At 72.6% G+C, this 14,435-nt stretch carries 13 protein-coding genes; 5 read left to right on the top strand and 8 right to left on the bottom strand.

Going from position 1 to position 14,435, the window contains the following annotated elements; all coding sequences use genetic code 11:
• Positions 1–5: 5 nt before the first annotated feature.
• From ACQEU6_RS13615 to ACQEU6_RS13600, 4 genes are all read right to left on the bottom strand, one after another.
• The gene (locus ACQEU6_RS13615; RefSeq protein WP_499331957.1) at positions 6–1,883 is read right to left on the bottom strand and encodes a CASTOR/POLLUX-related putative ion channel; all 1,878 of its coding nucleotides are present in this window, start codon (positions 1,881–1,883) and stop codon (positions 6–8) included.
• Between the two features lie 185 nt (positions 1,884–2,068).
• Complete coding sequence (locus tag ACQEU6_RS13610) at positions 2,069–2,398, bottom strand: histone-like nucleoid-structuring protein Lsr2 (RefSeq protein WP_499331956.1); 330 nt, start codon at positions 2,396–2,398, stop codon at positions 2,069–2,071.
• 17 nt (positions 2,399–2,415) lie between these two features.
• Complete coding sequence (locus ACQEU6_RS13605; protein WP_089312171.1) at positions 2,416–2,772, bottom strand: histone-like nucleoid-structuring protein Lsr2; 357 nt, start codon at positions 2,770–2,772, stop codon at positions 2,416–2,418.
• A gap of 109 nt (positions 2,773–2,881) precedes the next feature.
• Positions 2,882–4,162 (bottom strand): PucR family transcriptional regulator, encoded by a 1,281-nt coding sequence (locus tag ACQEU6_RS13600; protein WP_499331953.1) that lies wholly within the window; start codon positions 4,160–4,162, stop codon positions 2,882–2,884.
• Between the two features lie 267 nt (positions 4,163–4,429).
• Between ACQEU6_RS13600 and ACQEU6_RS13595 the strand changes: the two genes are divergently transcribed.
• The 3 genes from ACQEU6_RS13595 (at position 4,430) to ACQEU6_RS13585 (ending at position 8,834) form a co-directional block, all read left to right on the top strand.
• Positions 4,430–6,526, top strand: a complete 2,097-nt coding sequence (locus tag ACQEU6_RS13595; protein ID WP_499331951.1) for a catalase — start codon at positions 4,430–4,432, stop codon at positions 6,524–6,526.
• Positions 6,527–7,791: 1,265 nt separating this feature from the next.
• On the top strand, positions 7,792–8,157 hold the full coding sequence (locus tag ACQEU6_RS13590; protein WP_499331949.1) for a hypothetical protein: 366 nt from the start codon (positions 7,792–7,794) through the stop codon (positions 8,155–8,157).
• 134 nt (positions 8,158–8,291) lie between these two features.
• Positions 8,292–8,834, top strand: coding sequence for a hypothetical protein (locus tag ACQEU6_RS13585; protein WP_499331947.1), 543 nt, complete (start codon positions 8,292–8,294; stop codon positions 8,832–8,834).
• 26 nt (positions 8,835–8,860) lie between these two features.
• On the opposite strand, the gene ACQEU6_RS13580 is transcribed toward ACQEU6_RS13585, so the two are convergent.
• Positions 8,861–9,247, bottom strand: a complete 387-nt coding sequence (locus ACQEU6_RS13580) for a nuclear transport factor 2 family protein (protein ID WP_499331946.1) — start codon at positions 9,245–9,247, stop codon at positions 8,861–8,863.
• Between the two features lie 115 nt (positions 9,248–9,362).
• Positions 9,363–9,695 carry a hypothetical protein gene (locus ACQEU6_RS13575; RefSeq protein WP_499331944.1) on the bottom strand — a complete coding sequence of 111 codons (333 nt, stop codon included), beginning with the start codon at positions 9,693–9,695 and terminating at the stop codon, positions 9,363–9,365.
• Between the two features lie 75 nt (positions 9,696–9,770).
• Here ACQEU6_RS13575 and ACQEU6_RS13570 point away from each other — a divergent pair, with 75 nt between their 5' ends.
• The gene (locus ACQEU6_RS13570; RefSeq protein ID WP_499331943.1) at positions 9,771–10,001 is read left to right on the top strand and encodes an SCP2 sterol-binding domain-containing protein; all 231 of its coding nucleotides are present in this window, start codon (positions 9,771–9,773) and stop codon (positions 9,999–10,001) included.
• Here ACQEU6_RS13570 and ACQEU6_RS13565 read toward each other — a convergent pair.
• The gene (locus ACQEU6_RS13565; protein WP_499331941.1) at positions 9,998–10,801 is read right to left on the bottom strand and encodes a MerR family transcriptional regulator; all 804 of its coding nucleotides are present in this window, start codon (positions 10,799–10,801) and stop codon (positions 9,998–10,000) included. The two genes, ACQEU6_RS13570 and ACQEU6_RS13565, sit on opposite strands and share 4 nt — an antisense overlap.
• A 206-nt stretch (positions 10,802–11,007) precedes the next feature.
• Here ACQEU6_RS13565 and ctaD point away from each other — a divergent pair, with 206 nt between their 5' ends.
• The gene (ctaD, locus tag ACQEU6_RS13560) at positions 11,008–12,696 is read left to right on the top strand and encodes an aa3-type cytochrome oxidase subunit I (protein WP_499331939.1); all 1,689 of its coding nucleotides are present in this window, start codon (positions 11,008–11,010) and stop codon (positions 12,694–12,696) included.
• A 10-nt stretch (positions 12,697–12,706) separates the two neighbouring features.
• Here the strand turns inward: ctaD and qcrB are convergent, their stop codons facing one another.
• A complete protein-coding gene (gene qcrB / locus ACQEU6_RS13555; protein ID WP_499331937.1) occupies positions 12,707–14,350 on the bottom strand; it encodes a cytochrome bc1 complex cytochrome b subunit in 1,644 nt (547 codons plus the stop codon).
• Positions 14,351–14,435 lie beyond the last annotated feature (85 nt).

Genomic DNA, 14,435 nt, shown 5'->3' with positions numbered 1-14,435 from the left:
CCCGCTCAGTTCTCGGCGAGCACGATGACGCGGTCGTCGGCCGACAGCGTCAGCGGCGCCGTCTTGTCCGGGTTCAGCACCACCCCGTAGCCGGGCGGCTCGTGGAACCGCTCCGTCAGCCGGTAGCCGAGCGCGACCTCGCCGCGCCGCCGCGCCGACTCGATGAGCGTGGCGAAGTCGGCCTCGGCGCCCGGGGCCAGGTAGTCGCAGGCCGGCTTGAGGTAGAGCTCCGAGCCGGCCGGGTCGAGCAGGTCCGCGAACACCTCGTACAGGTGCCGGTTCTCGCTCAGCTGGGTCAGCATCAGGCTGATCAGCTTCTCGCTGACCACGAAGTCGTCGGCCTTGGTCACCTGGGCGATCTCCCGGTTGGCGTCGTCGTTGATCTCGCTGACGATGGCGAAGGGGTCGCCGAGGCCGTCCTCGATGTCGCGCAGGTGCAGCAGCGTGACGAGGGTGCGGGCGTCGGCGTGCTCCCGCTCGTGCCGGGCGTCCGACAGCACGATGACGCGCTGGAAGGACCCGAGGTCGAGGGACTCCAGGGCCGGCCGCTCGGTCGGTTCCGCCCGGACGAAGGAGATCTTGAGGTTGACCGACGGGGGCAGCGCCCCCGTCGGGTCCTCGCGCGGCGCGGCCACGACCAGCGCCGAGCCCGGGGCGAGGAACCCGTCCAGCAGCTCGATGATCTTCGGGGCGCGGTGGTTCCAGCCGAGCATCAGCGTGCGCTCGGCCGCCGGCAGCCGCGGGGTCGCCGTGGTGATCGCCTCTTCCCGGACCGGCGGCGCGGGCCCGGTGGCCAGCCGGATCAGCAGGTCGTCCTCCGCCAGGACGATGATCTCGTCGTCGGCGCGGATCACGGTGTCCATCGGCGGGTTCAGCAGCACGGCCCCGTCGGCGCGCCGCAGCCCGGCCGGGACGCCGAGGTCGTAGGCCGACAGCGAGTCGCCGAACGGCGTGCCCGCCAGGGCCGGCTCGGCGCGCATGTAGAACTCGTGCCCGGCGAAGTCCAGCAGGTCGGTGCAGACCTGCGACAGGCCCGACTGGCGGTGCGACTGGACGATCAGCCGGATCGCCACGTCGTCGGCGTCGATGACGTGCGCGGCGGGGCCGCCCGCGAGCCGGGCGGCGGGCAGGTTCGCCGAGTCGTGCACGGCGGCGACGACGTGCGGGCGGCGCCGCCCCCAGGGGCGGGCGCCGAGCGACAGCAGCACCTTGATGACGCGGGCGTCGGACTCCTCGACCTCGGGCGTCACCACCATGATGGACCGCGCGGTGCCGGGGCTGACCAGCTCCACGTCCGCGACCTTCAGCGGGTCGCCGGTGCGGCACACGATCCGGGTGCGGCCGAGGTCGCCGACCCGGGCGCGGAGGGCGTCCTCCATCTCGACCTTGTCGCGGTCGGCGAGGATGGCGACGCACGACCTGCGCCGGCTCTGGTTGGCCTCCACCAGTTCCGCCACCACGGTGAAGACCTGCTCGGACCAGCCGAGCAGCACCGTGTGGTCGTGCTCGACGATCCGCGACCGGCCCTTGCGCAACTCAGTGATCTTCGATTCCAGCCCGGTGGTGAGGACGCCGATGAGCGAGCTGACGATGAAGATCCCGCCGATGGTCGAGACGAGCATCAGACCGAGGAACGGCGCGGTGCCGGTGTCGCCTCCCATCGTCCCGGGATCGAGCGTGCGCAGCAGGCTGCGCCAGACCATGCCGGGCCAGTGGCCGTTGGACTCGCTGTCGCCGGGCGCGACCACGACCGCCGCGGTCGCGACCACGAGCACCAGGGCTCCGGACGCGAGCCCGAGCCAGCCGATGAGAGCGGGCGTCCCCTTCGACATCGTCCGGTCGAACCAGTACCGGACCCTGTCCCGCCGCGTCACGCGTGTCAACGGGCCGCCCCCTCCGCCGTCGCCCCCGGCGACAGCTTATTGTGTTGTCTCGCACCATTACTGGCATTCTCTCCCGCAATGGGGGGAAGATTTGCCCGATGCGCACGCAAGAGGGCCGGGGCGCAGACAAATCCGGCCCCGGCCCCTCGCCGCGCGCCGGAACACCGCCGGCCGCGCGGCGGCCGCTAGTGCGCGGCTTCGTACTGCTCGATCACATTGGCGGGGATACGGCCCCGCTCATTGACCTTGATGCCGCGGTTCTTCGCCCACTCGCGAATCTCGGCGGAGCGCTCGCGGCTCCCCGCGGTGCGCGTACCGCGCCCGCCCCGGCCGGCGGCCTTGCGCGCCTTGCGGGCGCCGGCCACGAACGGCTCCAGGCCGCCGCGGAGCTTGGCGGCGTTCTTCTTGCTCAGGTCGATCTCATAAGACGTGCCGTCGATGGAAAAGCTGACGGTCTCGTCGGCCTCTCCACCGTCGATGTCGTCCACGAGAAGGACTTCGACCTTCTGTGCCATGCGGGGACTCCCTCTAGCTATGCGTCCGGCTTGGCGTCCGGATGTGCCTCGATGAATGCAGCATAGACCTCATCCGATATCTTGCCACGTTCGGAGACTTCGATGTCCTCACGCAATGCCCACGCGCGGACATCGCCGTTCGTGTAGCCCTTGATCTTCGCGGTGCGGGACTTGCGGCCCTTCCCGGCCGGCTTCACCTCGGCGGCGTTCTCGATGAAGGGCGCGAGGGCGTCCAGCATCTCGTTCAGCCGCTTGTAGTTGTCATCGTTCAAGTCGATCGTGAACGTCCGGTCCAGGACTTCGAAGTCCCGCTTTGCGACATCGGCCCCTTCGGAGCCGTCGATGTCGTCCACCCGAATGACCTTCTCGGCCATGTGTTCTGTGTCTTCCTTCCCCTCGCCGACGCGGCGACCTTGACCGTAGCGGATTCCGGGGGCGGACATGGTGGCGGGACGCGCGGGGAGCCGGAAAGAAGAACGCGCGTCAGCCGCCGCGGCGCTGGATCCAGGTGTGCAGGAGCAGCATCATCTCCAGCCGGATCTCCGGATCCTCGATGTCGAAGCCGAACATTTCGTGGAGCTGCGCCAGGCGGTAGCGGACGGTCTGGGGGTGCACGCAGAGGACCTCGGCCGCCCCGGTGGCGTTGAAGCCGTGCTTCATGCACTCCAGCAGCGTCACCGCGAGCCGCAGGCCCTGCCGCGGCCCCGCGGCGTCGAGCGGGGCGAGCCGCCGCGAGGCCACGATCGCGGCGAGCGAGGCGCCCTCGCGCAGCAGCAGGCCGGCCAGGTGCTCCTCGGCCCGCACGAGCAGCCCGCCGCGCCGCGGCCGCCGTCCGGTCCGGCCGGGGGCGGGCCCTGCCGGGCCGGACGGCGCGGGCGGCGCCAGGTCGAGGGCGCGCCGCGCCCACAGCAGCGACGTCCCGGCCTCCTCCGCCGGCACGGAGGGGCCGACCGCGCCCGTCCAGCCCGCGAGCGTCGCGGCCAGCTCGTCGAGGCGCCCGGGGCCGTCCGGGTCCGGCATGACCAGGCAGGGGCGGCCGTGGTCGAGCCCGGTGAGCAGGGACGGCGGCAGCCCGGCCGGCCCCTCGCCGCCGCTGCCCCGCCGCGCGTGCAGCACGATCACCGCCAGCCGGCGGGGCAGCGGCCAGCCGGCCCGGACCGACTGCTCGCGGACGACCTCGGGAGGCGCCGGCGGGTCCGACAGCAGCAGGGTCAGCAGCCGGCCGCGGCGCTGCTCGCGTTCGCCCGCGGTCTTCTCCCGGGCGCGGGCGTAGCCGTGCGCCGCCGCCGAGGCCAGCGCGTCCAGGTAGGCGAAGTTCGCCTCGGCGAGCAGGCTCACCAGCGCGGGAGGGCGGCCCAGCCGCTCGGCCTCGACCGCCAGGTGCCGCCAGGCGAGCCGGGACCCGACGCGCATCGCGTTCTGCAGGTGCTCCAGGCTGCGGCCCTCCATGGCCTCGCCGTAGCCGACGTCGAAGTAGACCTGGTACACCTCCTTCCACGAGGTGTCCGGGTCGGCGATCATCTGCACGAAGTGCTCCATCGCCTTGGCGACGGCCGCCTCGGCCACCCGCCAGTAGGCCGCGTCGCCCGGCCGGTCGTACTCGGGGACGTGGCGCAGCACCCCCTCGACCATGACGCCGAGGAGGCCGGGCAGGCGGGGGCGCATCCAGCGCGCCTCCTCCGCGGGGACGTCCCGCCACGGCTCGTCCGCCAGGCCGTCGAGGACCGGCGGCCCGGAGTCCGCGTCGTCGTAGGCCGTCGCCACGGTGACACCTCCCATCCCCGTGCTGGAGCGGGCGCGGGGCCCGGTCGTCCCAACCTAGGCACGCGGCGTGACGCGCGACACTCACCCGGCTCCACCGTCCTCGGCGCCCTTTGTCAGCCGCCTGACAAGCCGCGCCGGCCCGTCTCCGCCGGTCCGCAACACCGACCAAGTTCCCGTCAAACAACGCATGCCGTGGAAATACCGGGGTAGCCCGCCACAGCACGTGCGCAGTCACCACCGACGCGTCACCATACGAGGAGCCAGAGCATGGGTGAGCCCGCCGGCCGTGACGACCGGAAGCAGGAGCAACTGGACCGGCGGAGGGTGAGCCCGGAAGGGGCGAGGCTCACCACCGACCAGGGGATCCGGGTCGACGACACCGACGACTCACTCGCCGCGGGCGAGCGCGGACCGTCGCTGATGGACGACTTCCATCTGCGCGAGAAGCTCACCCACTTCGACCACGAGCGGATTCCCGAGCGGGTCGTGCACGCGCGGGGGGCGGGCGCCTACGGCCATTTCACGCTGCACGAGTCCCTCGCCGAGTACACCACGGCCGAATTCCTGACGGACACGTCGCTGACGACGCCGGTGTTCGTGCGGTTCTCCACCGTCGGCGGTTCCCGGGGCTCCGCCGACACGGTCCGGGACGTCCGCGGCTTCGCGACGAAGTTCTACACGCGGCAGGGCAATTTCGACCTCGTCGGCAACAACATGCCGGTCTTCTTCATCCAGGACGGCATCAAGTTCCCCGACTTCGTGCACGCGGTGAAGCCCGAGCCGGCGAGCGAGATCCCGCAGGACTCCTCCGCGCACGACACCCTCTGGGACTTCGTGCAACTCCAGCCCGAGACCATGCACATGATGATGTGGCTCATGTCGGACCGGGCGCTGCCGCGCAGTTTCGCGATGATGGAGGGCTTCGGCGTCCACACTTTCCGGCTCGTGAACGCCGGGGGGCGCGCGACGTTCGTGAAGTTCCACTGGAAGCCCAGGCTCGGGACCCACTCGCTCGCCTGGGACGAGACCCAGAAGATCGCGGGGAAGAATCCCGACTTCAACCGGGCCGACCTGTGGGAGCGGATCGAGGCCGGCGCCTTTCCCGAGTACGAGTTCGGCGTCCAGCTCGTCCCCGAGGAGGACGAGCACGCGTTCGACTTCGACCTGCTCGATCCGACCAAGCTCATTCCGGAGGAGCCGGTGCCGGTGCGGCCGGTCGGCACGCTGGTGCTCGACCGCAACCCCGACAACTTCTTCGCCGAGACCGAGCAGGTCGCCTTCCACCTCGCCAACGTCGTGCCCGGCATCGACTTCACCGACGACCCGCTGCTGCAGGCCCGGCTGTTCTCCTACCTGGACACGCAGCTGATCCGGCTCGGCGGGCCGAACTTCCCGCAGATCCCCGTGAACCGGCCCGTCGCGCCGGTCCGCAACCACCACCGCGACGGCTACCACCAGATGGACATCCACCAGGGCGGGCGAGCTACCACAAGAACTCGCTGTCGGGGGGGCCGCCCGGCGGTCGGCGGCGAGGGCTCCTACGTCCACTACCCGGAGCGGGTGGACGGCAACAAGATCCGCAAGCGCGCCGAGAGCTTCGCCGACCACTACTCCCAGGCGACGCTCTTCTGGAACAGCATGTCCGACTGGGAGAAGGAGCACATCGTCGGCGCGTTCCGCTTCGAGTTCGGCAAGTGCGACCACCGGCACATCCGGGAGGGCGTGATCGAGCACCTCGGCCGCGTCGACCACGACCTCGCCGTCCAGGTCGCCGCGGGGGTCGGGGTGCAGCCGCCGCAGGAGGGGGCGACGGCCAGCCATGGCCGCAGTTCACCCGCGCTGAGCCAGGCCGGTGCGCGCGCGGACTCCGTGCGGGGCCGCAAGATCGCGGTGCTGGTGGCGGACGGGGCAGACCCGGGGGCCGTCGCGGCGGTGGGCGACGTGCTCACCGAGGCGGGGGCGGTGGTCGAGGTCCTCGCCGCGAAGGACGGCTTCGTGCAGGCGGCCGACGGCGGCCGGATCGAGGTGACCCGCGCCATGCCGACCGTCGCGTCCGTCCTCTACGACGCGGTGCTCGTGCCGGGCGGCGAGCAGAGCGCGGGGACGCTGGCGCAGGACGGCCACGCCGTGCACTTCGTCGCCGAGGCGTTCGTGCACTGCAAGGCGATCGGCGCGCTCGACGCGGGCATCGGCCTGCTGGAGCGCGCCGGGATCGACGGCGTGCGGTTCTCCGACGGGGCGACCGTCAGCGACGCCGGCGTGGTCACCGGGCGCTGCGCGGGCGGCGACTTCCCCGCCGAACTGGTCGCGTCGGTCGCGGCGCACCGGCACTGGACGCGGAAGAAGGGGCACGTTCCGGCCTGACCCGCGGCAGGGGCCTCCTGCCCGCGGGCAGGGGATCGGGGGACGGGGCCCGGCGCGGCGGGCGCTCATGCGAGCCGCCCCCGCCGGGCCCCGCCTGATTGGCCGCATTCTGCCAATTGGTTGTGGGCAACGTCACAGTGGCTCCGCCGGTCGGAGCAATTGAATTCTAATCTGAAAATAGACCTTGTCAGACTGCTCCGATAATGCGCGGCGGTGATGAGGCGGCAACGCGCGGCGTTCGCTCTCCGAGGGGGCGGGTGACGTGCGCGATCCCTGGCGCCCACCGCGAGGACGCCCCTGCAAGCGGACGCTGACATGCGGTTTCCGGGACGGGCGCGCCCGGCGCGGAGGGCGGCCGCGCCGCGCCGGTTGCCGGGCCGGGCAGCCCGGCGCGCCCCGGACTGCCCGGGGGCGCAGTTCAGCGGCCCGCATTTCTGTAGCAGGATGACGGCCGTCCGGTCGGATTATGCGCCCTTCCCGGGAAGGGCGTCCGGCGCCGTTTCCGACACGTCCGGCGAGCGTTGTGCCAGAGGGATCAGGAAACGCGCACGGCCCGAGGCGCCCCCGCAGCAGAGGAGTCGGCACGTGGACGAAGGAGTGTTCGGCAGGGCCGCCCGGGAACGGGCGATCTCCGAGGTCGAGGTGGAGATGGCGCGGCTGTGCGAACTGCTCGCCGAGGGCCTCGCGATGGGCGTGGACGAGGGCCGCGAGATGGTCGGGGGCGCCATGTCGGAGTTCCTCGTGGAGTACGCCGACCTCGTCCGGGCCGAGGGCGCGCGTCCCGGCGCGGAGGAAATGATCACGTTGCCGCTGCTGGTGCACGGGGCGGAGACCGGGGAGCCGGGCCCCGCCATGCCCGTCGCCGTACTGCACCTGCTCTGGTGGGCGTCGGCCCGCTGCCTCGACGGCCTCGCCGGCACCGGCGGTGCGCCCCCGTCAGCGGGCGACGCCACCGCGACGAGGGCGCTCACCGCGCTGGCCGTCGGCGGCCACCTGCCCGGCCGGCTCATCGCCGGCATGCCCGTCGGCGCGGCCGTGCGCGCCGCGCTCGCGGACGAGCTGTCACGCTCCTGGGTGGACGCCGTCGACGGCAGGCTCCGCGCCCTCGCCGAGCGGGCGCCGAACGCGACTCCCGCGTCGGTGCTGCGCGGCTACGAGGGCAGGACCGGCGCGCCCTACGCGATGGCCGCGGCCTCGGCGGCGCGCCTCGCCGGAGCGGACGGCCCCGGGCCGCGGGCTGGCGGGCGTACGGCCGCGCCCTCGGCGTGCTCCGCCGGCTGGTCGACGACCAGCGCGACCTCGCCTCCGGACGGCACGAGGACCTCACCCGCGGCACCGCGACGTTCCCGCTCGTCCACCTGCTGTCCGGGCTGCCTCCCGCGCGGCGCCGCGAGGCCCTCGCGCTGCACGCCTCCGCCCGCCACTCGGCGTCCGCGCGGGCCGAGATGGCCTCCTGGATGCTCGACGACGAGGTCGCCGAGTCCTACGCCGCCGCCGTCGCGCCGCTGGTCGGCCGCGCCCACGGCCTGCTCGACATGCTCGGCGGCGATCCGGGGTGCCTCCTGGAACTGCACCGGGCGGTGGACGGGACCGCCGCCCGCCTGCCCCGGTTCCCGCTGGCCGCGGCCTAGGGGAGGACCGTCGACGTTTCCGGCGGCCTCCCGGAAGAGTCCTCGCCGCGCACTGCCCGCGGGTCGCCACGGCGATCCGGGAGGCCCTGCACGGCCACCCCGCCTACCAGCCGATCAGGAGGGCGGCCGGCCCGATGTTCGGCGGGCGCCGGGAGACCTGCGCCCGGCTGCTCGGCCTCGTCCTGCGCCGGTCGCCCCTTCCCGAGGACGACCGCGGGCGCTTCCGCGACCTCGGCGTCCTCGCGGCCCGGCAGGCGATCCCGCTGCCGGTGCCGTCGGACGCGTGGGATCTGGCCCTCGCCGCCGCGGCGCGGACCTGCTGGACGGCCGCGCTGGAGGAGGCCTCCCGCGTCCTGACGATCGCCAAGGCCATCCCGGACGCCGAGGACCGCCCCTACCGGGCCGACGAGCTGCTCGTCGAGCTGGCGATCCTCGGGCAGCCCGCCATCCGCGGCCGGCTCGCCGCCGTGCTGTCCCCGCTCGACGCCGGCACCGACCTGCGGCGGACGCTGGAGGTGCTCCTGGCCTGCAACCTCGACCGCGAGCGCGCCGCGCGGGAGCTGTGGATCCACCGCCGCACGCGCGGCCCTCACCTCGGCCCGCCTGACCCGCCTGGAACGCGACGGCCACCACGCGAGAACCCCCCTCCCCGCCTGAGGGAGCCCTCGCCGGGGTGAGGGACGCCTCAGGCGGGGGCCGGCCGTCAGGTGAGGCCCATCTCGCGCCTGACGGTTTCGAACTGGACGGCCATCGCGTCCGAGAGGGCCTGCGCGCCGGAGAGGGGGCGGACCATGACGCAGAACTCGTCGATGAGGCCGGCGTCGTCGTGGTGCAGGAGGTCGCAGCCGTGCACCTCGCGGTCGCCGACGCGCGCCTTGAAGACCAGCGCGTGGTCGCGTCCGCCGCCGATCTCGCGGACGTAGCGGAAGTCCGCGAAGACGCGGGTCACCGCGCGCAGGATCGCGGTGGCCGTCGCGCGTCCCTCGTACGGCGCGAACGCCACCGGGCTGAGGAACGTCACGTCCTCGGCCAGCAGCGCCGGAAGGGCGTTCAGATCGCCCTTCTCGATGGCGGCGCGGAACGGGTGCATGGGTCCACCTCCAGAGCCTCGGTCATCGGCACGCCCGAAGACGTGCCGGAAAGCCTAGGGCGGGCGGCGCCCGGTCCGCGATCACCTCGCGGGCTGCATCACGTGCCCGGCCGCTCTACCCGGGCGGCCGGGCCGAAGCGTTCGCGGCCGGCCGCCCGGGGCACCGGTGGGCCCGCGCGACGGCGCGCACCGCGGCCGTCCTGGTCGACCACAGGTGGGGCACGGCGGACGGGTACGCGTCCGGCCCCGGTTCCGGGCGCAGCCGGAACCCGCGGGCGTCGTAGGCCTCCCAGCCGGTCCTGCGGCCGCGCAGGTTCAGGACGTGCGTCACCGTTCCGGCGGCGTGCCCGTCGTGCCGCAGATGCCAGCGGTGGGCGTCCCGGTCGGCGGTGGTGAACTGGTACAGCCGCCAGCCGGGCCCGACGCGGCGGGCCAGGTCGAGTGTCACGAGCGGCCCGCCGCCGGCCGGGCGCCTCGCCCGCTCCGGGGCGGGGGCCTTCGCGCCGGTGGCGGTCCGCGGGCCGTGGTCGCGGACCAGCCGGGTGAGTTCGCGTGCGGCCTCCACCAGGTTGCGCGCGGCCTCCGCGATCCGCTGCTCGTCCGCGGGCGGCGGACCCGCGCCCGTCTCGCGGCGCGCCCGCGCCGCTCGCCTGCGGGCGGCGTCAAGCCGATCGCCGGCTTCATGAGCGGCAAGATCAAGCTGTCCGGGGACATGATGTTCGGCGCGAAGCTCGCGGGCTGGTTCGACTACTAGGAGCCGGGACCCGCGTCCGGCGGGCCCGGTGCCGCCTCGCCGCCGGGCCCCATCCGCTCGATCTGCCGGGCGAACTCGGCCTGGATCTCGGCGTCCAGCGAGCGCGCCAGCAGCCCCTGGACCGACTGGACGCCGAGCGGCCGCAGCCTCCGGATCAGCTCCGCGATCTCCGGGACGTCCTGCCGGGCGGAGATGCCCGCGGGATCGTCCAGCCCCGCGTGCTCCACGACCAGCCGCACGAACCGGCGCGCGATCGCGTCGAGGTCCCCTCGCAGTTCGGCCGTGATGTCCAGGACGGCGTCCAGGCTCATCCCGGCGGCGACGAGCGCGGCGCCGACCTCCAGCAGGCGCGGGCTCGGCACCTCGTAGTCCTCGCCCGTCCACCGGATGAAGCCGAGTTCCTCGGCCCGGGCGAGCGAGGCGAGGCCGGCGGGCGTGCTCCCGGCCGGCGGCTCCCCGGAGGCCTCCGGGGAGAACCCGCGCACCACCTCGGCCCGGGACATCCGCGCCGGCGCCTCGTCCGACCAGGGGTCGTGGACGGCCCGCTCCAGGCCGAGCAGGTCGCCGAGGTCGCGGCCGCGCTCCCACGCCGCCAGCATCTCGGCGATGCTGGCGAGGGTGTAGCCGCGCTCCTTGTGCCGGAGGACGAGACGGATCCGGGCGAGGTGCGCGTCGTCGTAGAAGCCGGCCCTGCCGCGCATCCGGGGCGAGGGGAGCAGGCCGCGTTCCTGGAAGCCGCGGACGTGCCGAACGGTGGTGCCGGCGGCGTGCGCCAGTTCGTCGATCCGGTACTCGGCCATGCCCGTCTTCTCGGTCCGCCAACGATGGCGCTCATCGTACTCACCGCCCGCGGGCCGGACGCCCGCGGCTCGTCCGGCGATGAGTCGTGCATTCAGGGGAAATGCCGAATTTGAGGGCTGCTCGGACCCCTCCCCGCCGCGTTTGAAAGCCGGCGTGCGCGGCAAGTGCCCGGATGGGGCCGGACGCGGGGGAGGGGAGGGACGGGATGACGACCGTCCAGGGGTGGGAGGACACCAGCGTCGCCGACGCGCTCGCGCGGCACCGCAAGGGAACGAGGGTCGCCCACGTGCTGGCGACGACCGACCACAAGAAGGTCGGCCACCTCTATCTCGGGACGTCGTTCGCGATGTTCCTGGCCGCCGGGCTGATGGCCATGGTGATGCGGACCGAGCTGCTGGAGCCCGGCAGGCAGGTGGTGAGCAACCACACCTACAACGAGATGTTCACCGTCCACGGCACGATCATGATGCTGCTGTTCGCCACCCCGCTGTTCGCCGGGTTCGCGAACGTGCTCGTCCCGCTGCAGATCGGGGCGCCGGACGTGGCCTTCCCGCGGATGAACACGCTCACCTACTACCTGTTCCTGTTCGGCGCGCTCATGGTGCTGGCCTCGTTCGTCATGCCGGGCGGCGCGCCCGCGTTCGGCTGGTTCGCCTACGCCCCGCTGTCCACCCAGGTCTACACGCCCGGCCAGGGCGGCGACATGTGGGCCATGGGACTGATCGTGTCCGGTCTCGGGACGATCCTGACCTCGGTGAACATGATCGCCACGATCATCGCGATGCGCGCCCCGGGCATGGTGATGTTCCGGCTCCCGATCTTCACCTGGAACGTGCTGCTGACCAGCCTGATGGTGCTCATCGCCTTCCCGGTGCTGACCGCGGCGCTGTTCGCGCTGGAGGCCGACCGCAGGCTGGGCGCCCACATCTACGACCCCTCCAACGGCGGCGCGCTGCTCTGGCAGCACCTGTTCTGGTTCTTCGGCCATCCCGAGGTCTACATCGCGGCGCTGCCGTTCTTCGGGATCATCACCGAGATCATCCCGGTGTTCAGCCGCAAGCCGCTGTTCGGCTACCTCGGCATGGTCGGCGCCACCATCGCGATCACCGGGCTGTCGATGACGGTCTGGGCGCACCACATGTTCGCCACCGGCGGCGTGCTGCTGCCGTTCTTCTCCATCACCTCCTTCATGATCGCCGTCCCGACGGGCCTGAAGTTCTTCAACTGGGTCGGGACGCTCTGGAAGGGGCACCTGACCTTCGAGACCCCCATGCTGTTCGCGCTCGGGTTCCTGGTGACGTTCCTGTTCGGCGGCCTGACGGGGGTCATCCTCGCCTCGCCCCCCATGGACTTCCACCTCACCGACTCCTTCTTCGTCGTCGCCCACCTGCACTACGTCCTGTTCGGGACCGTGGTGTTCGCGATGTTCGGCGGGTTCTACTTCTGGTGGCCGAAGATGACCGGCCGGAAGCTGAACGAGACCTGGGGGAGGATCCACTTCTGGACCCTGTTCTTCGGCTTCCACACCACCTTCCTCGTCCAGCACTGGCTGGGCGCCGAGGGCATGCCGCGCCGCTACGCCGACTACCCCGACCAGTTCGCGACCCTGAACTTCGTCTCGTCGATCGGCTCGTTCGTCCTGGGCGCCTCGACGTTCGCGTTCCTGTGGAACGTGGTGTGGTCCTGGCGGCACGCCGAGCGCGTCGGGACCGACGACCCGTGGGGCGCGGGCGGCTCGCTGGAGTGGGCGACCTCCTGCCCGCCTCCCCGCCACAACTTCGTGTCGATGCCGCGCATCCGGTCGTCGCGCCCGGCGTTCGACCTGCACTACCCGCCGAGGGAGCCGCCGCGGGAGGCCGAGCCGGCGCTGCCGCCGCCGGGGTCCCCCGGCTGACGGGCGCAGGTCACCCGCCCTGGCCGTCGTGGCCGTCCTCCGAGGGGCCCGTCCGCAGGTCGCCCTGGCCGCCTCCGCGCGACTCGGCCTGGTAGTTCAGGTAGAAGCGGTTGACGCGGGTCCGGACCTGCGTGCGGGCACGGTCCGGCGTCGGCAGCGGGATCATGTGGTGCGGGTAGGGCGCGATCAGTTCGCCCGGCTGCCGGGCCTCCAGCAGCGCCTTCGCCTCCTCCGACGGTGCCTCGTGCCGCTCGCGGAACCCCCCGTCCGGCGTCAGCGAGATCAGGCCGCTCTCCACGCCCTCCTCACGCGTCCGCAGGTCCCGCCGCTGCAGGCTCAGGCAGACCCGCCGGGTGACGGCGAAGGCGACGATCGGGAGGACGAAGAACCCGGCGCGGAAGAACCAGGTCGTCCAGAACAGCGGGATCTTGAAGGCCCAGGAGATGTAGTCGTTGCCGCCCGCCGCCAGCATGTTGGCGTACCAGGCGACGGCGGCGGCGCCGATCGCGGTCCTGGTCGCGGCGTTGCGCGGCCGGTCCAGCAGGTGGTGCAGGCGCTCGTCCCCCGTGGCCCAGCGCTCCACGAACGGGTACAGGCCGATGAGCGTGAAGAACACGCCGGGCAGGATCACGGCCGGGACGAGCACGTTCCAGGAGACGGTGTGCCCGGCGACGGTCGTGGACAGGGGCGGCATGATGCGCAGCGAGCCTTCGAGGAACCCGACGTACCAGTCGGGCTGGGAGCCGAACGACACCTGGTCCGGGTCGTAGGGCCCGTACAGCCAGACCGGGTTGATCTGGAAGAACGCCGCCAGCGCGGCCAGGACGCCGAACGTGTAGAGGAAGTAGGCCGTGCTCTGCGTGGCGAAGTGCGGGAAGGTCGGCTCCCCGGTCACCGCCCGCTCCCGCCGCCCCCGGCCCGGGAAGATGGTGTGGGTCTGGTGCCAGAGGATCATCAGGTGCGCGGTGATGAGGGCCAGCAGGATGCCGGGGATGAGCAGGATGTGCACGGTGAACAGCCGCGGGAGGAACTCCTCGGCGGAGGGGAACTCCCCGCCGAAGGCCCACAGGGCCGCGTACGTCCCGGCGACCGGGACCGACAGCAGGATGCCCTGGAAGATCCGCAGGCCGGTGCCCGACAGCAGGTCGTCCGGCAGCGAGTACCCGGCGAACCCCTCGGCGACGGCCAGCGTGAACAGCGTCGTGCCGATCACCCAGTTGATCTCCCGCGGCTTGCGGAACGCGCCGGTGAAGAAGACCCGCAGGAGGTGGACGCAGATCGCCGCGACGAAGACGTTCGCCGCCCAGTGGTGGATCTGCCGCATCAGCAGCCCGCCCCGCACGTCGAACGACACGTGCAGGGTCGACGCGTACGCCTCGCTCACCGTGACGCCCCTCAGCGGGCCGTACGAGCCGTCGTAGACGATCTCCCTGCCGCTCGGGTGGAAGAACAGCGTCAGGTAGACGCCGGTGAGCAGGAGGACGACGAACGAGTAGAGCGCGATCTCGCCGAGCAGGAACGACCAGTGCTTGGGGAACGCCTTGCGGATGTTCTTGTCCAGGAACCCGGTGGACCCGAGCCGGTCGTTGACCCCCCAGAAGAGCTTCTGCACCCGCTCGGCCTTGCCGGTCCCGCTCCCGTTTTCCCGTCCCATGGCGTTCTCCCCTGCCGAGCAGTGGTGTCCCTGGGCGGCTACCCGGGGTGGGTAGGGGCAAACGCTGCGTGATCGCCGTGGGACG

The sequence above is a fragment of the Spirillospora sp. CA-108201 genome (genome assembly GCF_050936235.1).
In the GTDB taxonomy this organism is placed as follows: Bacteria; Actinomycetota; Actinomycetes; order Streptosporangiales; family Streptosporangiaceae; genus Spirillospora.
Note: the sequence above shows the minus strand (reverse complement) of the source record. Positions and strands in the feature narration are given on the sequence as shown.